This window comes from Mesorhizobium sp. CA8, from assembly GCF_020164955.1.
In the GTDB taxonomy this organism is placed as follows: Bacteria; Pseudomonadota; Alphaproteobacteria; order Rhizobiales; family Rhizobiaceae; genus Mesorhizobium.
In genome coordinates, this window is record NZ_JAIUHG010000031.1 from 26,505 (window position 1) to 44,874 (window position 18,370).

At 64.7% G+C, this 18,370-nt stretch carries 19 protein-coding genes and 1 pseudogene; 12 read left to right on the top strand and 8 right to left on the bottom strand.

What is annotated here, in order from left to right; translation table 11 throughout:
• The first annotated feature begins 94 nt into the window (after nucleotides 1–94).
• Both LB553_RS26325 and LB553_RS26330 read left to right on the top strand, forming a co-directional pair.
• On the top strand, nucleotides 95–304 hold the full coding sequence (locus LB553_RS26325; RefSeq protein WP_095766624.1) for a DUF2061 domain-containing protein: 210 nt from the start codon (nucleotides 95–97) through the stop codon (nucleotides 302–304).
• A gap of 127 nt (nucleotides 305–431) precedes the next feature.
• On the top strand, nucleotides 432–1,613 hold the full coding sequence (locus LB553_RS26330) for an MFS transporter (RefSeq protein ID WP_224517586.1): 1,182 nt from the start codon (nucleotides 432–434) through the stop codon (nucleotides 1,611–1,613).
• Between the two features lies 1 nt (nucleotide 1,614).
• Here the strand turns inward: LB553_RS26330 and LB553_RS26335 are convergent.
• Both LB553_RS26335 and LB553_RS26340 read right to left on the bottom strand, forming a co-directional pair.
• Nucleotides 1,615–2,171 (bottom strand): annotated as a pseudogene (locus LB553_RS26335) (GNAT family N-acetyltransferase).
• A gap of 45 nt (nucleotides 2,172–2,216) precedes the next feature.
• Entirely contained in the window at nucleotides 2,217–2,927 is a 711-nt protein-coding gene (locus tag LB553_RS26340) for a DNA helicase (protein WP_224517588.1), read from the bottom strand.
• A 282-nt stretch (nucleotides 2,928–3,209) separates the two neighbouring features.
• Between LB553_RS26340 and LB553_RS26345 the strand changes: the two genes are divergently transcribed.
• Nucleotides 3,210–4,208 (top strand): murein L,D-transpeptidase catalytic domain family protein, encoded by a 999-nt coding sequence (locus LB553_RS26345; protein ID WP_224517591.1) that lies wholly within the window; start codon nucleotides 3,210–3,212, stop codon nucleotides 4,206–4,208.
• A 9-nt stretch (nucleotides 4,209–4,217) separates the two neighbouring features.
• Here LB553_RS26345 and LB553_RS26350 read toward each other — a convergent pair whose 3' ends face one another.
• On the bottom strand, nucleotides 4,218–4,667 hold the full coding sequence (locus LB553_RS26350) for a GatB/YqeY domain-containing protein (protein WP_224517593.1): 450 nt from the start codon (nucleotides 4,665–4,667) through the stop codon (nucleotides 4,218–4,220).
• A 271-nt stretch (nucleotides 4,668–4,938) separates the two neighbouring features.
• Here LB553_RS26350 and carA point away from each other — a divergent pair, with 271 nt between their 5' ends.
• Nucleotides 4,939–6,144 (top strand): glutamine-hydrolyzing carbamoyl-phosphate synthase small subunit, encoded by a 1,206-nt coding sequence (gene carA, locus LB553_RS26355; protein WP_224517594.1) that lies wholly within the window; start codon nucleotides 4,939–4,941, stop codon nucleotides 6,142–6,144.
• A gap of 14 nt (nucleotides 6,145–6,158) precedes the next feature.
• Here carA and LB553_RS26360 read toward each other — a convergent pair whose 3' ends face one another.
• The 3 genes from LB553_RS26360 to mntR form a co-directional block, all read right to left on the bottom strand.
• Entirely contained in the window at nucleotides 6,159–7,427 is a 1,269-nt protein-coding gene (locus LB553_RS26360; protein ID WP_224517596.1) for a TCR/Tet family MFS transporter, read from the bottom strand.
• Nucleotides 7,428–7,576: 149 nt separating this feature from the next.
• Nucleotides 7,577–8,473 (bottom strand): neutral zinc metallopeptidase, encoded by an 897-nt coding sequence (locus tag LB553_RS26365; protein ID WP_224517598.1) that lies wholly within the window; start codon nucleotides 8,471–8,473, stop codon nucleotides 7,577–7,579.
• A gap of 150 nt (nucleotides 8,474–8,623) precedes the next feature.
• Nucleotides 8,624–9,079: a manganese-binding transcriptional regulator MntR gene (mntR, locus tag LB553_RS26370; protein ID WP_224517600.1), complete on the bottom strand. Its 456-nt coding sequence runs from the start codon at nucleotides 9,077–9,079 to the stop codon at nucleotides 8,624–8,626.
• Nucleotides 9,080–9,375: 296 nt separating this feature from the next.
• On the opposite strand from mntR, the gene LB553_RS26375 reads away from it, so the two are divergent.
• The 4 genes from LB553_RS26375 (at nucleotide 9,376) to LB553_RS26390 (ending at nucleotide 13,108) form a co-directional block, all read left to right on the top strand.
• Complete coding sequence (locus LB553_RS26375; protein WP_224517602.1) at nucleotides 9,376–10,734, top strand: Nramp family divalent metal transporter; 1,359 nt, start codon at nucleotides 9,376–9,378, stop codon at nucleotides 10,732–10,734.
• A 78-nt stretch (nucleotides 10,735–10,812) separates the two neighbouring features.
• A complete protein-coding gene (locus LB553_RS26380; protein WP_412033380.1) occupies nucleotides 10,813–11,613 on the top strand; it encodes a protein-L-isoaspartate O-methyltransferase family protein in 801 nt (266 codons plus the stop codon).
• A 112-nt stretch (nucleotides 11,614–11,725) separates the two neighbouring features.
• Nucleotides 11,726–12,376, top strand: coding sequence for a dihydrofolate reductase family protein (locus LB553_RS26385; protein ID WP_224517606.1), 651 nt, complete (start codon nucleotides 11,726–11,728; stop codon nucleotides 12,374–12,376).
• An 81-nt stretch (nucleotides 12,377–12,457) separates the two neighbouring features.
• A complete protein-coding gene (locus tag LB553_RS26390) occupies nucleotides 12,458–13,108 on the top strand; it encodes a glutathione S-transferase family protein (RefSeq protein WP_224517607.1) in 651 nt (216 codons plus the stop codon).
• Nucleotides 13,109–13,120: 12 nt separating this feature from the next.
• Here the strand turns inward: LB553_RS26390 and LB553_RS26395 are convergent, their stop codons facing one another.
• Nucleotides 13,121–13,996, bottom strand: coding sequence for a LysR family transcriptional regulator (locus LB553_RS26395; RefSeq protein WP_412033381.1), 876 nt, complete (start codon nucleotides 13,994–13,996; stop codon nucleotides 13,121–13,123).
• A gap of 90 nt (nucleotides 13,997–14,086) precedes the next feature.
• Here LB553_RS26395 and LB553_RS26400 point away from each other — a divergent pair, with 90 nt between their 5' ends.
• Complete coding sequence (locus tag LB553_RS26400) at nucleotides 14,087–14,686, top strand: LysE family translocator (protein WP_224517609.1); 600 nt, start codon at nucleotides 14,087–14,089, stop codon at nucleotides 14,684–14,686.
• Nucleotides 14,687–14,779: 93 nt separating this feature from the next.
• On the opposite strand, the gene LB553_RS26405 is transcribed toward LB553_RS26400, so the two are convergent.
• The gene (locus LB553_RS26405; protein ID WP_224517611.1) at nucleotides 14,780–15,958 is read right to left on the bottom strand and encodes an MFS transporter; all 1,179 of its coding nucleotides are present in this window, start codon (nucleotides 15,956–15,958) and stop codon (nucleotides 14,780–14,782) included.
• 193 nt (nucleotides 15,959–16,151) lie between these two features.
• On the opposite strand from LB553_RS26405, the gene LB553_RS26410 reads away from it, so the two are divergent.
• From LB553_RS26410 to LB553_RS26420, 3 genes are read left to right on the top strand one after another with little or no spacing between them, the layout of a single operon-like run.
• Nucleotides 16,152–16,508, top strand: coding sequence for an ArsR/SmtB family transcription factor (locus LB553_RS26410; protein WP_224517613.1), 357 nt, complete (start codon nucleotides 16,152–16,154; stop codon nucleotides 16,506–16,508).
• 36 nt (nucleotides 16,509–16,544) lie between these two features.
• Nucleotides 16,545–17,354, top strand: a complete 810-nt coding sequence (locus LB553_RS26415; protein ID WP_224517615.1) for a metallophosphoesterase family protein — start codon at nucleotides 16,545–16,547, stop codon at nucleotides 17,352–17,354.
• Complete coding sequence (locus tag LB553_RS26420) at nucleotides 17,338–18,168, top strand: SH3 domain-containing protein (protein ID WP_224517618.1); 831 nt, start codon at nucleotides 17,338–17,340, stop codon at nucleotides 18,166–18,168. Before LB553_RS26415 ends, LB553_RS26420 begins: the two co-directional genes overlap by 17 nt.
• Nucleotides 18,169–18,370 lie beyond the last annotated feature (202 nt).

The window sequence follows — 18,370 nt, forward strand, 5'->3', positions numbered from 1 at the left end:
GGCGATCGAGCACAGCCGAAAAATTAGTCTTTGCTCATCCCCGCTGCTGTCGGCTAAGGATCGCCTGAGGACCTGTTGGGAGGACGATCGGTCGATGGACACGCATTCGCGCAGCTTCGCCAAGGCGCTTTCATGGCGCGCCACCGGCACGATCGACACGATGATCATATCGCTGGTGGTCACCGGCAGCATCAAGCTCGCGGCCACCATCGGGCTCACCGAAGTCGTCACCAAGTCGCTGCTTTACTATCTCCATGAACGGGCTTGGCTGAAGATCCCGTATGGACGCAAGACAGCCGCGTAGTCGGAGCGACGGGCCGGCATCGAACGGTCCAGTCAAGAAAAGCTAAAGCGCCATCGCCAATTTCTGCATTGCCGCAACCGCCCGAGCGTGGTTTGAGACCATACATTCCTCGCATATGTTTTGAACCATGCTGCCGCTGATTGCCCTTTTCCTTGCCGCCTTTGCCTTCGGCACCACCGAATTCGTCATTGCCGGCGTGCTGCCGGAGGTGGCGCAGGGTCTCGGCGTTTCGGTGCCGACCGCCGGCTATCTCGTCTCCGGCTATGCCTGCGGCATCGCGATCGGCGGCCCTCTGCTGGCGCTCACGACCAGCAAAGTCTCACGCAAGACGCTGCTGATAGGGCTCACGATCGCCTTCACCTTCGGCCAGGTAGCCTGCGCACTGGCGCCCGACTTCACCTCGATGCTTCTGCTGCGTATCGCCACCGCTGTGGCGCATGGCTGCTATTTCGGCGTCGCCATGGTGGTTGCGGTCACCCTGGTGCGCGAGGACCAGCGCGGCCGGGCGGTCGCGGTCATTCTCTCGGGGTTGACGGTCTCCAATGTCATCGGCGTGCCCGCCGGCACCGCGATCGGCAGCCTGTGGGGTTGGCGCGCGACCTTCTGGGTGATGGGCGCGCTGGGCATCATCGCGATTGTCGCCATGTTGGCGCTGTTGCCGCGCAGGGCGGGCGCCGCCAACCGGCCTGCCGGGCTGGCGCGCGAAGTTCGTGTGCTCGGCCGCCAACAGGTCTGGACGTCGCTGATCCTGATGCTGATGCTGATGATCGGCCAGTTTGCGCTGTTCACCTACATCACGCCGATGCTGCTCGAAGTGACCGGCCTCGACGAGAGCCTGATCCCGTGGGTGCTTTTGCTCAACGGCGTCGGCGCCACGATCGGCGTTCTGGTCGGCGGCAAGCTCGCCGACTGGAAGCTGATGCCCTCGCTTATCGTCATGCTCGCCCTGCAGGCCGTGGCGCTCGGCGTCATCCATCTTGTCAGCCCCTACCCCGTGCCGATGATCGCGGCAATCGTCATCTGGGGCGGTCTCAACTTCGCCATCGGCGCGCCGATCCAGACACGCATCCTCGCCTGGACGGCCGATGCCTCCAACCTCGCTTCCTCACTGATCCCGTCCGGGTTCAACGTCGGCATCGCCCTCGCCGCGTCGCTTGGCGCGGCGATGCTCAATGCCGGCCTGGGCTATCGCAGCCTGCCGCTCGCCGGTGTGCTCGCCATGCTGGTGGCGGTCGTGGTGGCTTTTGCCTCGCAGACCTGGGAATGGCGCAGCCGCGCGACACCGCCGCTGCCGGCGGCCGCGGAATAATTTAAAGATCGACCCGGAACCTCAGGCTCTCTGCGCCGCCATAGGCTGCAATTTTGGCAAACCGCCCGACCAGCCTGCGCCATTGGCAAGCACCACTTTGTGCGAGGCAGGATTGTCGAGATCACTGGTGATCTCGACATAGTCGAGCCCGACCGCCCTCGCCTCGTCCAGCATCAGCCGCAGCGCTTCGGTGGCATAGCCGCGGTTGCGCTTCCACGGCACCACCGCATAGCCGATATGGCCAAGCACATGCGAGGGCAGCTCCGACGTGCCCTTCTGCCAGCGAAAGCCGATAGAGCCGGCGGCCTCGCCGTCCCAGATCCAGCGCCGGAATCCAGGCAGCCGCGCGACCTCGGTGCCGTCGGGCAAAGCGATGGGCGGCCCCTTCGCTCCGGGGTCGTCAAGGCCGGCGAGAAATTCAACGGGATCTTTCTCGATCGCCTCGAGTTGCTCGCGCGTCGCCTCGAGGAGCCGCACATTGTCGGGCGACCATCCACGCTCGAGCGCCGCCTTGTAGGACGGCAAATGTTCGAGCGCAGGTTTGACGATCTCGATCATGCTTCGTTTCCCGGTCGAGACTGGCATGGAAGTGGCATGGACCGCTCAAGTCGCCTGAAACTGGATTTCGCCCTTGTTCAGGAAACAGGCCTTGTCGAACAGCGACAGGTCCAGCGGGTTCGGCAGCCGGATATCTTCTATATCCGGGAACGGTTTCCGGGTGGGATCATATGATCTGTGGACCTGGGAGATGAAGACCAGCACCAGTCCGCGTTCCCGGGCAAACGATCGCAAGGTGCGTATCTGGACCATGAGCTCGGGATTCTCGCGCTTCTGGTCGAGCAATTGCAGATAGTCGATCACCGCGAGCGTGCCGCGCGGCGCCGACTGCAACGCCTCGATGATGTAGGCGGCGCTGATGGCGTCAGAATTGTCGAAGGTGAACAGGTGGTCGAAATCGGCAGGCTGGACGCCGATGTCACGGAACCGATCGAGGATGTCGGCGTGCATGTATTCCAGGGTGAAGAATACGGCGCGACTGCCTTGCTTCATGGCCGCCACGGCAAGATCGAGGCTCATCAGCGTCTTGCCCTGCCCCGGCCGCGCCGCCACGAGCACCATGTCGCCGGGCATAAGCCGCGCCAGCAGCCTGTCGCCGGACTCAGCCTCCGCGGCCTTGACCGCAAGCAGGCTCCAGGTGGCAAAGCCTTCTTCACCAGCAACGCGGTCGAGCGCCTGATGAAGCGGAACATTTTCCCTGCGGGACAGGAGCTTCGCCTGGCGTTTCAGATGATAGACGGGTGCGGAAAGCCGCATCGAAAACCTCCTGCCGCGAGCAGTCTTGGCAACCCCTCCTTATGCCTGGCGCTCGAACAGTTGGCCGGGTGATCGACTGCCCTGCATGAACGATGCTTTCCCGGTGGAGGGAGGAGGCGTGGGCGCGCCGGAATCAGATCATAGCTCAATCGAAGCGGGCCGAAAATCCGACCTCTAAAAGGCGTCGCTAAACTAGAAGTGTTTCGCCGATGGATGCGAGACCTTCTATGATCGGCCCGGGTGATTCACGCGTACGAGACATTTCGACAGGAGGGGCGAAGGGTGCGGTTGATATCTGTTCCGCTGGGCGCGGCCATCTTCTGTCTTGTCGCGATCCTGGCCGCTTTGACGGCATCGGTCAGCTCATTCGCCGCTTTGCGGCCGTCGACCATTCCCGACTGGCTGCAGCGCCATGTCGGCGACGGCGAGGGCCAGATCTCGCAGGTCGTGCTGGAGCGGGCGCGCGCGCTTTACCAGAAGAAGGTCAGCGAAGGTTCGGTCAGCAACCCCTGCTACTTCGCCATGGATGCGACGCGTCCCGGCGACCTCGGCAACAGCGTGCTCGGCCAGCGCTACTACATCATCTGCGAGGCCAAGCAGCTCTTCCGCGCGGTTTCCTCGGGTCATGGCGGCGGCCGCAATCTCAAGGGCATTGCCGATTTCTCCAACGGCAGGCGCTGCGCGAAGAACTTCGGCAACGCGATGGACTCCGAGCTCACAGCCGGCGGCGCCTATATGACCGCGGAGGCCAAGACGTCCTTCAAGGGCTACTACCGTGTCGGCGCGCAGAACGCGGCGTTCATGCGCACCTTCATCCAGTTCGACGGCGAAGGCGAAGCGGCAAACGCCAGGCAGCGCGTGATCGGCGGCCATCCAGCCGCGATCTTGAAGGGCCTGTGCATGCGCAAGAGCCCGCAAAGCTCCTACGCCGATCATGACGGCCTGGTTCCGTTCGGCAAGCTGGTGAACTATGCCGGCGGCCGCAGCAATGGCTGCACCAGCTGGTCGCCCGCCGATGCCGAGCAGATCATCCCCCTCGTGAAGAACAACCCGACGACGCTCTACATCTATCCGGAATCGCGCGACATCGCCGCTGTCGCGCGGGCCAAGGCTGCCGGCCAGGCGCTCTCAAGCGCGGGTACCTATTGGAACGCCTCCTGCCTGAAGGAGATCGGCACCCCCAAATTCTGGCCGAAGAAGACACTGGAGCCGATCATCGCCCAGTACAAGAAGGACCATCCGGCGCCGCCGCCGCAGCCGGTGCCGATCTGCAAGGACTGAGGCTGCCGTCTATTGCAGCAGACCTTTGATGATGGCGCTCGCCTTGGCGAAGTCCATCTGGCCGGCATATTTCTGCTTCAGCGCGCCGATCACCTTGCCCATGTCCTTCTGGCTGGCGGCACCGGTCGCCGCGATCGCCTCGCGCGCTGCCGCGGTGATCGCCGCGTCGTCGAGCTGCGTCGGCAGGAACTCGCGGATGATCTCCATCTCGCCGCGCTCCTGCGCCGCCAGTTCCGGCCGCTTGCCGTCTTCGAAGGCCTTGGCGGATTCCTCGCGCTGCTTCACCATCTTGGCGAGGATCTGCAGGACTTCCTCCTCGCTCGCCGGCGGCTTGCCGGCGCCGCGATTGCCGATGTCGCGGTCGTGGATGGCGGCCTGGATCAGCCGCAGTGTCGGCAGGCGGTGCTTGTCCTGCGCCTTCATCGCGCTCTTCATGGATTCGGCGATTTTCTCGCGCATCGTGCTTCTCCTTCGGATGCGGCGGACAATAGCTTTGCCGAACGGCCAACGCAAATCCCGCCAAGCTGCTGATATTGCTGGACGAAAGCAAATCGGCCGTGGTTCGGGGGCGCCGCATTGACCGCTCCCGTGCCTTCGCCTATGTACTGAGCCTCGCATGAACTGAAACTTTGGTTGCGCGCAGGCTCGCGAATTCGCCGCCGCGCGCCGTTTGTTGCGCGGATCGTCCCGCTTGCGGGACAATTGCGAAACAGCCTCTAGGAGTGCCGCCATGGCCACGACCACCGCCCCCTGGGCCACCGAAAAGCCGACCGCCCTTCTGGTGCTTGCCGACGGCACGGTGATCGAAGGCCGCGGCCTTGGCGCCACCGGATCGGCGGTTGCGGAAGTGTGCTTCAACACCGCGCTGACCGGTTATGAAGAAATCCTCACCGATCCGTCCTATGCCGGCCAGATCGTCACCTTCACCTTCCCGCATATTGGCAATGTCGGCACCAATGACGAGGACATCGAGGACTTGCATCCGGCGGCCCGCGCCGGCGCCGTCGGCGCGATCTTCAAGGCCAATGTCACAGACCCGTCCAACTATCGCGCCGCCGGCCATATCGACCACTGGCTGAAGCGGCGCGGCATGGTCGCGCTGTCCGGCATCGACACCCGCGCGCTCACCGTGCTGATCCGCGAGAAGGGCATGCCCAATGCCGTCATCGCGCATGCGCCCGATGGCGTCTTCGACATCGAGGACTTGAAGCGGCAGGCGGCTGCCTGGTCGGGCCTGATCGGCCTCGATCTCGCCAAGGAGGTCACGTCGGGCCAGTCCTCGGTCTGGCGCGAGACGCCCTGGGTCTGGAACGAAGGCTATGGCGAGCAGGACGCGCCGTCGATGCATGTCGTCGCCGTCGACTATGGCGTCAAGCGCAACATTCTGCGCCTGCTGGCAGGGCTCGGCGCCAAGGTCACCGTCGTGCCGGCCAAGACCGGCGCCGACGAGATCCTCGCCATGCAGCCGGACGGCATCTTCCTGTCGAACGGCCCCGGCGATCCGGAAGCGACCGGCGAATATGCCGTGCCGGTGATCCAGAGCCTCTTGAAGACCGACATTCCGGTGTTCGGCATCTGCCTCGGCCACCAGATGCTGGCTCTGGCGCTCGGCGGCAAGACCGAGAAGATGCACCAGGGCCACCACGGCGCCAACCATCCGGTCAAGGACCACACCACCGGCAAGGTCGAGATCGTCTCGATGAACCACGGTTTCGCCGTCGACGCGGACTCGCTGCCCGAAGGCGTCGAGGAAACCCATGTGTCGCTCTTCGACGGCTCCAACTGCGGCATCGCGCTGACCGGCCGGCCTGTGTTCTCGGTCCAGCACCATCCCGAGGCCTCGCCCGGCCCGCAGGATTCGCATTACCTGTTCCGGCGTTTCGTCAACCTGATCCGCGAGCGGCGCGGCGAGGAAGCGCTGGCCGAATGCGCCTAGCCTAAACCACCAGCCTAAGCAGCGTCCGTCACCGGTTCCTGCGTGTGCATGCGCTCGACTTCCTTCGGCGTCGGCTTGGCCACCTTCGTCACGAAGACGATCACCGCCAGCGTCAGGAAAATTGCGCCCAGCACATAGGGCGCGCCGCCGAACACGACGGGTGCGGCCGGGCTCGTGAACCATGAAAAGGTCGCCGTGTAGAGCAACGGCGTGATGATCGAGGTGATCGAGAAGATCGAGGTCATCGCGCCCTGCAATTCGCCCTGCGCCGAAGGCGGCACCTTGGCGGCGGCGAGGCTCCTGAGCGGCGGGTCTGCCAGCGCTTCCAGGCAACCGGCCACGATCACCGCATAGATCATCCAGCCTTGGGTCGAGAACGCATAACCGAAGGCGCTGAGCGCGGTGAAGGTCAGTCCGATCGCAGCTGTCCTCCACTCGCCAAGTTTCGGAATGATCCGCGGCAACACCGTCGCCATGATGATCGCCCCGCACAAGCCGAAGGCGCCAAGCGAGAAGCCGATCTGCTGCTGGTTCCAGCCATAGCGGTAATTCGAGACGAATGCCCAGACCGCCGGATACATCATATGGCCGAGCGTCATCAGGAAAAAGACCAGCCCGATCCAGCCGATGCCTGGATAATTGCGCATCTGCATGAGCGTGCCGACCGGATTGGCGCGCTTCCATTCGAAGGGCCGGCGGTGCTTTTCGTCCAGCGTTTCCGGCAGGAGGAACATCGCGATCAGGAAATTTACGAAGGCAAGTGCGGCAGCGAAATAGAACGGTACGCGCGGCCCGAACGTGCCGAGCAGACCGCCCAGCACCGGGCCAATGACGAAGCCGACGCCGAAGGCGATGCCGAGCAGGCCGAAATTCTTCGCCCGGTTCTCGTCGTTCGAGATGTCGGCGATGAAGGCGGATGTCGTCGAATAGCTGGCGCCGGAAATACCGGCGAGCACGCGGCCGATGAACAGCATCGGATAGGACCAGGCGATGGCGCAGATCAGGTTGTCGATCGAGAAGGTCAGCACCGAGGCAAGCAGGACCGGCCGACGACCGAAGCGGTCGCTCAAGCCGCCGATGATCGGCGCGAAGAAGAACTGCATCGCAGCATAGACGAAGAACAGCCAGCCGCCCTCGATGGCAGCTTGGCTCACGCTGACGCCGCTCAGCTCCTCCAGATAGGCCGGCAGCACCGGCATGATGATGCCGAAGCCGATGACGTCGAGCAGCAGCGTCGTGAAAACGAGCGCGAGGCCCCGCTTGGCGGTTTTCGGGTCGATCATGGCGATAAGCTCCTCAGGCCGCCCGAGGCGGGCGGCAACTTATAGGCGACGTTGCCGGCGGGAACAATACGCGAACGCCTTATCCTGACATCCCTTGCCAGCGGCCTTCGATCGCGGATCGTCAGTGGAAAAGAGGTGGACGCGCCGCCTCAGATCGGGCCGCTCATCGTGTTGCAGTCGGACAGCTTGCCACTCTTGAAGCCGCGTGCCAGCCAGGTCTGCCGCTGCTGCGAAGTGCCATGATTGAAGCTCTCCGGCACGACATAACCTTGCATCCTCTTCTGCAGCGTGTCGTCGCCGATCTGCTTGGCCGCATTGAGCGCACTTTCGATGTCCCCCTGTTCCAAGATGCCCTTTTGCTGCGTGTAGTGCGCCCACACGCCGGCGAAGCAATCGGCCTGAAGCTCAATGCGTACCGAGAGCTGGTTGGCGTCGACCTCGCTCATGCCTTGCCGCAACTGATTGAACTTGCCCATGATGCCGGTGAGGTTCTGCACATGGTGGCCGACCTCGTGCGCCACAACATAGGCGCGCGCGAACTCGCCGGAAGCGCCGAACTGCTGGTCGAGCTGCTGGAAGAAGGTCATGTCGAGATAGACTTTGTGATCGCCCGGGCAGTAGAACGGCCCGGCCGCCGCCGAGGCGAAGCCGCAGGCCGAGCGGACCTGGCCGCTGAACAGCACCAGCTTGGGATCTTCATAGGTCAGGCCCTGGGATTTGAAAATGCCGGTCCAGGTGTCCTCGGTGTCGGCAAGCACGGTCGCGACGAACTGCTTCATCTCGTCATTGGCGGGCGAGCCGCCATTTTGCGAACCGGTGTCTTCAGTGATCTGGCCGCCGCCATCGCCCAGGATCTGCGATGGATCGAAGCCGAAATACCATCCGGCGAGCACGATCAGGACGACCAGGATGATGCTGCCGCCGCCACCGGTACGTCCGCCGATCGGGATGCGGAACTGGCCGCCACCGCCCAATCCGCCGCCAGGCCCGCTGTCGCTGCGGTCATCCTCGATGTTGTCGCTCTGACGGCGGCCTCTCCAAAGCATGGCAACTCCTCGCAATGCGAACGTCAGGAGGAACCGGCCCGCAACCGCCCCCTTCAGACAATTATCGCAACGAATACGTCAAGTCACAGTATTTTTCGCCAGGTCGGTACCGACACTTTGCCGCCCTGCAGCGCTGTATCGATCCCGAACTCAACGTGCGGGGGTCATCGCCCGGCGGAAAGCTTCCAGGGTTTCGGCGCTGACATGGTGCTCGATGCCCTCTGCGTCGATGCGCGCCGTCTCGGCGCTGACGCCCAGCGAGCGCAGGAAGGCCTCCACAGTCTGGTGGCGGATGCGGCTTTCCTCGGCGACCTTGCGGCCGGACTCGGTCAGGAACACGCCGCGATAGGGCTTCCGCGAGACCAGCCCGTCGGCGCACAGCCTGGTCAGCATCTTTGCCACCGTCGGCTGCGCCACGCCGAGCCTTGCTGCGATATCCACCTGCCGCGCCTCGTTGCCGTCCTCGATCAGGTCGGCGATCAGCTCGACATAGTCCTCCACTAGCGCGCTGCGGCGCGCCTCGCGCGTCTGCCGGAATCCTTCCGAATGGATCTCGGCATCGGGAAGCGGCTCTTCGCGTCGAACCGGTTTGTTCCTAAGCGCCAATATGCGCTCCTCCTGGCCTGTCCCAGAGCATGATGCCGAAAAGTGTGAAGGGGTTTTCGGACGGCACCATGCCCCTATCTCTTCGACTGAATCGGGATCGTATCCATAACACGAACCCCTGATGGTCCGGCCGTTTATTTGCATTCCCGCCCGGGCGCAACCGGCGTTTGCGGTCGCCCGCGTCCAGACTTGCTCCGGCGTATCACGAAAGCATGAACAATGAAATATAGCCTATTGCATAATGTTGAGCCATGGCGTACATGAAAGGAACATTCGACAATTCCGGCGGAAATCCCATGTCCGATGCCGATGCAGCAACCGTAGCCCGACCCGCATGGCGATTTGACAGGCCCGACGACGAGCCGCCCAGCCTGCGCGAGGTGAACGCTTCGATCGCGGTGCCACAGACCGGCGTCTGGTTCCGCCGCCTGTTTGCCTTCATGGGACCGGGCTATATGGTCTCGGTCGGTTACATGGATCCGGGCAACTGGGCGACCGATCTCGCCGGCGGCGCGCAGTTCGGCTACACGCTGCTTTTCATCATCATGCTGTCCAACCTGATGGCGATCCTGCTGCAGGCGCTTGCCGCGCGTCTTGGCATCGCCACCGGCCGCGACCTCGCCCAGGCCTGCCGCGCCTACTATCCGCGCCCTGTCAATCTGGTGCTCTGGATGGCCTGCGAGCTGGCGATCATCGCCTGCGACCTCGCCGAGGTGATCGGCACGGCGATCGCGCTGCAGCTTCTGTTCGGCATTCCGCTGATCGGCGGCGCCATGCTGACCGCGCTCGACGCCTTCCTGGTGCTTCTCTTGATGAACAAGGGCTTCCGCTATCTCGAAGCCTTCGTCATCGCCTTGCTGATCATCATCTTCGGCTGCTTTGCCATCCAGATCTTCGTCGCCGCGCCGCCGGCCGGCACGATCCTGCATTCGATGTTCGTGCCGTCGTCGCAGATCGTCACCAATCCGGCGATGCTCTACATCGCCATCGGCATCATCGGCGCCACCGTGATGCCGCACAATCTCTATCTGCACTCCTCGATCGTGCAGACCCGCGCCTATGAGCGCACCGACAGCGGCAAGCGCGACGCCATCAAATGGGCAACGACGGATTCGACCATCGCGCTGATCCTGGCGCTGTTCGTCAATGCGTCGATCCTGATCGTTGCGGCGGTCGCCTTCCACGATACCGGCCATAACGACGTTGCCGAGATCGGTCAGGCTTTCGAGCTGCTGTCGCCGCTGCTGGGCCTAAGCATCGCCTCGATCCTGTTCGCGGTCGCGCTGCTTGCCTCCGGCCTGAACTCGACCGTCACCGCGACGCTCGCCGGCCAGATCGTGATGGAAGGCTTTTTGCGGCTGCGCATCCCGCAATGGGCGCGGCGCCTTATGACGCGCGGCATCGCCATCGTCCCGGTGGTGGTCATCACCGCGCTCTATGGCGAAAAGGGCACGGCCCAGCTGCTTGTGTTCAGCCAGGTGGTGCTGTCGATGCAACTGCCCTTCGCGGTCATCCCGCTGGTGCAGTTCGTGTCCGACCGCAAGAAGATGGGCAGTTTCGCCATATCGCGTGCCGTCGCGGTCCTGGCCTGGGTGGTGGCCGCAATCATCCTCGTTCTCAACGTCAAGCTGCTCTACGACACCTTCGCCGGCTGACCGCGACATTCCAGCCGGACGCGCTATCTTGGCGCTATGGCCAAACCGGACGAAGCCCGCAGATTCTACGCCAGGCTGATGGCTGCGCAGGCCCGGTCGGCCGATCCGCGCATCGAGGAGGTGTTCGCCTCGGTACCGCGTGAGGCTTTCCTGGGTCCGGGGCCATGGACTGTCTTTGCCGGCGAAGGCCGGTTCGAGACACCGAGCGCCGATCCTGGCTACATCTACCAGAATGTCCTCGTCGTGCTCGATGCCGACAAGGGCATCAACAATGGCGAGCCGATGCTGCACGCGATGTGGCTCGGCAAGGTCGAGCCGAAGCCGGGCGAGCACGTTACCCATATCGGCGCCGGCACAGGCTATTACACGGCGCTGCTGGCGAGACTGGTCGAGCCGGGCGGCGGCGTCACCGCCTTCGAGATCGAGGCCGATCTTGCCGCGCGCGCCAAGGCGAACCTTGCCCGATACGCCAACGTCGAAATTATCCAGGGCAACGCCGTCGCCAAGCCGTTGCCGCCCTCCGATATCATCTATGTCAATGCCGGCGTAGTCGCGCCGCCCACCGCATGGCTGAAAGCGCTGAAACCCGGCGGCCGCATGGTCTTTCCCTGGCGCCCTTCCGAAACGGTCGGCCTCGCGGTCCTCATAACCCGCCTGGAAAACGGCCTTGCTTGCAGGCCCTTCATGGGCTCCTGGTTCATCCCTTGCGTCGGCGCCTCCACCGCCGAGCCGGGCGCGAAAATACCGACACGCGAGCGCGCCGCGCGCACCCGCTCGATCTGGCTGAGGAAAGACAAGGCGCCCGACCGCACCGCCACTGCCGTCTTCGGCGAGGTCTGGTTCTCGTCACGCACCATTCGCGCCGACAACACGCGATAGAAATTCGCGGGGCCGTGTCGGAAAGCGGCCTTGCCGTCCGTCCTTGGAGCAATTCCAGGAAAAGACAGAAATCCGGCCGCGATGGCGCGGATCAGCGAAAAGGAGAAGACAGATGCGCAAGATCATCGCCGCCACGTTCGTCAGCCTCGACGGCGTCATGCAGGCGCCGGGCGGGCCGGAAGAGGATCCGGTCGGCGGCTTCAAATTCGGCGGCTGGACCTTCCATTATTTTGACGAGGTGGCAGGCGCGGCCATGGAGGAACTGTTCTCCAAACCCTTCGACCTGCTGCTCGGCCGCAGAACCTACGACATCTTCGCCGCGTACTGGCCGTATCAGAACGACGCCATCGCCGACGTCTTCAACCCTGCGACCAAATATGTGGCGACGCATCGGCCGGAGTCGCTGACCTGGCAGAACACCCGGTCGCTTGGGCCCGATATTGTTGCAGGGCTTGAGGAACTCAAGCAGGAAGACGGACCCGACCTGCTCATTCAGGGATCGGGCAATCTGATCCAGACCCTGCTCGCCAACGGGCTGATCGACGAGATCCGGCTGATGACCTTCCCGCTGGTGCTGGGCAAGGGTAAGCGGCTGTTCGGCGACAACGCGATGCCCGCCGCCTTCAAGCTCGTCAAATCGCAGGCTTCCACCACCGGCGTCATCATCGCGACCTATGAGCGCGGAGGCGAAATCCGTACGGGCTCGTTTGCCCAGCAGGAGCCTTCCCAAGCCGAGCTCGAACGGCGCAGGACCTGGAAGTAGCACAAGGCTGTCGCGCGGCGGGCCAGACCTGCCGCGCATTGCCTCTCTTTGAAACGACGATTGAACGGTCAGGAGCCGCCGATGATGCCCATCATCACCGCCTTTGAACGATCGTCCGATGGCGGCAGAGGGCTCGCGCGTGACATGCAAGTCCGTTGGGCGCTCGAGGAAGTCGGCCAGCCCTATGATGTTCGCCTCGTTTCATTCGATGCGATGAAGCAGCCCGCGCATCTTGCGATCAATCCCTTCGGCAGTATCCCGACCTACGAAGAAGGCGATCTCGCTCTGTTCGAGTCAGGCGCGATCGTCCTCCACATCGCGGTGCGTCACGTGGGCCTGTTGCCCGACGATGCGAACGCCCTGGCGCGCGCGGTCGCCTGGATGTTCGCCGCGTACAGCACGGTGGAGCCGCCGATCCTCGAGCGCGCATCCGCCGTGATCCTCGAGCGCGATGCGCCGTGGCACGATGAGCGCCTGCCCCTGGTCGATGACCGGATCCGCAAGCGGCTGGCCGAGCTCTCCCGCCATCTCGGCGATTCCGACTGGCTCGATGGCGCCTTCAGCGCAGGCGACCTTGTCATGGTGGGCGTGCTACGCCGGCTGCAGAGATCGGGACTGCTGAACGAGTTCCCGAACGTTGCCGCCTATGTCGCCCGCGGCGAGGCGCGGCCGGCCTTCAAGCGCGCTTTCGATGCGCAATTGGCGGTCGCCATGGCGGCATCGAATGGCTGACCGGCGGTGGCGTCACGCCGCTTGGCGATAGCGGGAAAGACCTTCGCGGATATGGCTGGCAAAAGCCTTTGCGGCTGGCGCGGTGGCATGTTTCGGCAGGTGCAGGTTGACGGAGAAATTCGGCAGCGCCGGAAGGCCGGCATCGGACAAGATGTCGAGATCGGCCGGAACCGTCGAGGCAAGCCACGCAGTCACCGCAAGGTCAGAGCGCACCGTCGCGGTCGTGGCATCGATGTTACCGTTCTCGAACACGGTGCGCCAGTCGAGCCCATGCTCGCCAAGCGCGGCGAGCACCGCCGGCCGGAAGGCGCAGGTGTCGGCGACGATCGAAACCGGCAGCGGCCGCTTCAGGCGTGCCGCCCCGCCTCTGGCGCCGACCCAGACCAGCCGGTCGACGAGCAGGCATTCGCCCACGGTCGGGCCGACACGCTCCTCGATGACGGCAAGGTCGATGGTGCCGGCCGCCAGGGCCGCCGCGAGTTCGGGCGAGGAAGCGCAGACCAGCGAAATCTCCACCTGCGGATAGGCTTCGGTATAGGCTTTCAGCACGGGCGCGAGCAGCGTGCCGACGAGGTCGTAAGGCACGCCGAGCCGCACCTGCCCGGCAACCGCCCTTCCCCTGATCTCGGTGAGGATCTCGTCATTGAGCTGTAGCAGGCGGCGCGCTTTGTCGAGCAGCCGTTCGCCGGAGCGCGTCAGCCTCAGGCCGCGGCGGTCGCGCTCGAACAGGCTCTGGCCGAGCATCTCCTCCAGCCGCTTGACCTGCTGGCTGACGGCGCCTTGCGTCAGGTGAAGCGCATTGGCGGCCGCCGTCATGCTGGCCTTGTCGGCCGTGGTGACGAAGGTGCGGATGAGGGTCGTGTCGAGGTCGCGGATCATGATCGGCATTATAATTGCTAATGGAAACGATATCAAACATTGCATTTACTGATGCCGCCAAGCGCCTCAGCATGCCTGCTCCTCGATTGGGAAGCTCGCATGTCCGACACCATCATCCCGCTGGTCCTGTTCGCGCTGATCTCCACCTCGACGCCTGGCATCGCCACGACATTGTCGACCGCGTCCGGCGCGCAATTCGGCTTTCGCCGGTCGGTGCCGCTGATGGCCGGCAGCGCTGCGGGGCTGGCTACCGTGGCAGCCGCGGGCGCGGCAGGCCTGGCTGGACTTCTAGTCGCCATTCCATCCCTGCAGCTTGCCATGAAGATCGCCGGCTCGCTCTATCTGATCTGGCTGGCGATCAAGATCGGCCGCAGCGGTCCGCCCAACCTCGATATCAGCATGGCCAAGCCGAACAGCTTTTTCGGCGGCGCCGGCATCCAGTGGATGAATCCGAAAGGCTGGGCAATGGGGCTCGGCGCCGCCGCATCTTTCGCGGCCCTGGCGGATGGTCCGCTGCAACTCGCGCTGCTGCTGGGTGCCGTGTTCGGGCTGACCGCAGCGTTCTCGCTGTCGCTGTGGTGCGTGGCGGGAACCCTGCTTGCCCGCCTGCTCAAGACCGAGCGCCAATGGCGTGCGCTCAACATCGTGCTCGGCCTTTTGCTGGCCGCCTCGATCCTGCAGATGTGGCGGCCAGCTTAAGAGAGGATCAGACGGCGTAGTGCGCCGGCCGGCGCAAGACCGACGGCCGCCCCTTCGAACTGAGGAGGCGGCCGTCAACCAGGCTTTGACTGGTTATTCCGCCGGCATCGCCACGGGGCGCGCCAACATCCGGCCGGCAAGCACGACGCCCAGCCCGACGATCGGGAACACGGCGGCGACCAGGCCGAGATCGGCCGGGGCGCCGAAGCGCAGCACCGCGGCTCCGACCACCGCGCCCAGCGCGACGCCGAGATAGAGCGCCGAGGCGTTGAGCGACAAGACGATCGGTGCGGCATCCGGCGCGATCTTTATGATGCGGCTCGCCTGCGCCGGCGGAAAAGCCCAGCCGACGATGCCCCACGGCACCATCATGGCCATCAGCGCCGGCCCAGCGATATGATGCGGCAAGAAGGTCGGGATCACCGAGAAGGTGGCGAGCATCGCGGCGGAGAGGGCCAGCGACCAGGCGACGGTTCGGGTGGCGCCGAAGCGGTCGGCGGCCTGCCCGCCGGCGATGTTGCCGATGACGGCGCCGATGCCGAAGGCGAGCAGCATGCCCGGCAGCGCGATCGGAGAGAGCTCGCCGCCTTCTATGGCCAAGGGCGCGATGAAGGCAAAGACCGTGAAGGCTCCGATCAGCGCCAGCACCGTGCTCAGCAGGATCGGCATCACGCCGGGCCGCACTGCCGCCGCCAGCCGCGCTCTCAGCGGCAGCTTGGTGCCGACGATGCCGCGCGGCAACCGGTACCAGAGGATCGCACCGGCCAGCGCGCCGAGCCCGGCTATGGCGAAGAAAGTGCCGCGCCAGCCGGCGATCGCCGCGACCAGCGCGCCGAGCGGCGCGCCGACCGCCACGGCCACCGTGGTGCCGCCGACGACGACGGCGATGGCGCGTGCCCGGTGGTGGTCGTCGACCAGCGCCACCGCCGTGCCTTGCGCGGTCGCCGCGAACAGGCCGGACGACAGCGCCATCACGATGCGGGCGATCAAAAGCAGCTCGAAGGACGAACTGAGCGCGGCAGCAACATTACCAAGGACGAAGAACACCAGCGTCCACAAGATGACGCGCCGCCGGTCCCATTCGCCGGTCAGCGTCGCCAGCACCGGCGCGCCGAACGCATAGGCGAGCGCGAAGGCGGTGATCAGCGAGCCGGCGAGCGGCACGGATATGCCGGCGTCAGTGGCGATATCGGGAAGAAGGCTGGAGATGACGAAGCCTTCGGTCGAGATCGCGAACGATCCGAGCGCAAGCCAGAAGATCCGCTTGTCCATGGGAAACTGTCCTTAGTTCAAAGGTTATTGAACAATTGGACATAACAGGGCATGATGTCAACCGAGCGGGGACAAAATAGCTGAACCCTGCTGACAGCCCTGTGTCAGGACGGGGCCGAAGGAAGAGGCCATGTCTGTCGGCAGAAAAGGAAGCCGCGTTGAAGTTCGTGCCGTTTGTGCTTAATTCTGGGCCATGAGCCTGCCCCATCCAACCGCCGACCAGATCAGCCTGCCGATCGTGCTCGCCGTGCTCGGCGACCCGACCCGGCTTGCCATCGTGCGCTATCTGGCTCGCAAGGAAGGCGTGCCGCTGAACTGCAGCAAGTTCCTCGACCTCGCCTCCAAGACCAATCTCAGCTACCACCTCGCCAAGCTGCGCGAGGCGGGCGTCACCCGTAGCGAGGCGGTCGGCACCAGCCGGCTGATCACGCTGCGCCGCGACGACCTCGACAAGCGCTTCCCCGGCCTGCTCGACAGCGTGATTGCCGCGGCCGACGGCGACTCCGCTTTGCCCGCGGTCGGCACGTCCGAGATGGAAGTGGACGCCTGATGCGGCGCTGACGAAATTGCCTGTCATGGAGCTCTCATGCGGATCGCCGTAGTGGCCGACATCCACGGCAACGTGCTCGCCTTGGAGGCAGTGCTCGACGATCTGAACCAGCGGGGTGGCGCCGACATCATCGTCAATCTCGGCGACTGCGTCTCCGGCCCGCTCTGGCCGCGCGAGACAATGGAACGGTTGCAGGCGCTCAACCTGCCGACGGTGCGCGGCAATCACGACCGACGCGTGGCGCAGGACACAGCCGATGAAGCCATGTGGCCGTCCGATCGCTACGCCCGGGAACGGCTGACCGCGCCGCAACGCGAGGCGTTGCTCGCCCTGCCGCTCACATTGGAGATCGTGCCCGGCGTCATAGCCTTCCACGCCCGGCCGGACCATGACGAAAAATATCTTGCCGACGCCATTGTCGATGGCCAGTTGGTGCGCGCGCCGCTCGCCGCGATCAGGCGCCGGCTGAAGCCGCTCGATCCGGCCTGCCGCCTGGTGCTGTGCGGCCACAGCCACCGCAACGAGCTGATCCGTATTCCCGACGGCCCGGTCGTCTTCAACCCCGGCAGCGTCGGCTGCCCCGCCTATGAGGATGACACGCCGCCGGCGCATGTCTCCGAGCAAGGCTCGCCGCATGCCCGCTACGGCATCGTCGAGCTGGACGTGCCCGGCCGCGCCGACCGCTTCGAGGGTATCGCCGTGGACTACGACCATGAAGCCGCCGCAAAGCAGGCCGAACAGGCGGGACGGCCGGAATGGGCACACGCGCTGCGGACCGGTTTTATGAGGGTTGAACGGAGTTCATATCCCAATCGAGCGGAGCCTATGCATGAAGCGCAAGGTTAAGCTCCCATCGGCGCTGTTCTTCGTCGCTCCATTGCTGGCGGCGGCCCTGCCGGCCATGGCCCAGGATGCGCCGGGCCCGATCGTATCGATTATCGGCGGCCTCGCGCCGGGTGATCTCCTCAACATCCGCGCCACCGCTTCAGCAAGTGGGAAGGTGGCAGCACGCCTGCCCAACGGCACGGCCGTGAAGAATTACGGCTGCAGGACCGTCAACAAGAATCCGTGGTGCAAGGTCGAGGATACGCAGGACGCCCACATAACCGGCTGGGCGCCGGCCCGCTATCTCAGCCCCACCAACCCGGCGCCGGCCCCTGAAGATGCAGCAGCGCCGGCGACGGACGCCAGCCTGCCACGGGAAGCCAACCCGCCCGAGTCTTCCGAAGAACCGCAGCCGGACATTGCAGCGCGCCTGGGTCGCAGCGAGCCGGCCGCTCCGCCAACGGCAACCGACATCAGCGCGATCGCCATGCGGGATGCCTACGCCCTCGCCTTCGCGGCCTCGGCAACCGCTCAATCCGACGCCACTGCCCCCGATGCCGCCGGTGGCATCCCCTGCGCCCGCCATGTCGGCCAGCCGATGACCCGCTGTGAAATCAGTGTAGCGCATGAGGGCGGCGACAGCGTCGTGACCGTGACCTGGCCGGACGGCGGTACCCGCCTCATCAATTTCCGCGACGGCAAGCCCGCCGGCTCCGACTCCTCCGACGAATTCCGCTTCACCCGCGAAGGCAGCCTCAACCTGATCCGCATCGGCGTTTCCGAGCGCTTCGAGATCACCGACGCGCTGGCCTTGGGTACTGATACAGGCGAATAAGGCAGTAGGGCAGTAAGGCAATAGGGAAGAGATGCCCCTACTGCCCTACTGCCCTACTGCCCTACTGCCTCATTTTCGGGGTTACATCCCGCAAAACTCTTCCCTATAAGGCCCTCCTAGCCTGATACCAGAATCGCAAGCACAACCGGCCGGGTCCTCCCGTCCCGGTTTTTCGTGCAAGCCGCTCGCCGAACGGAACCCG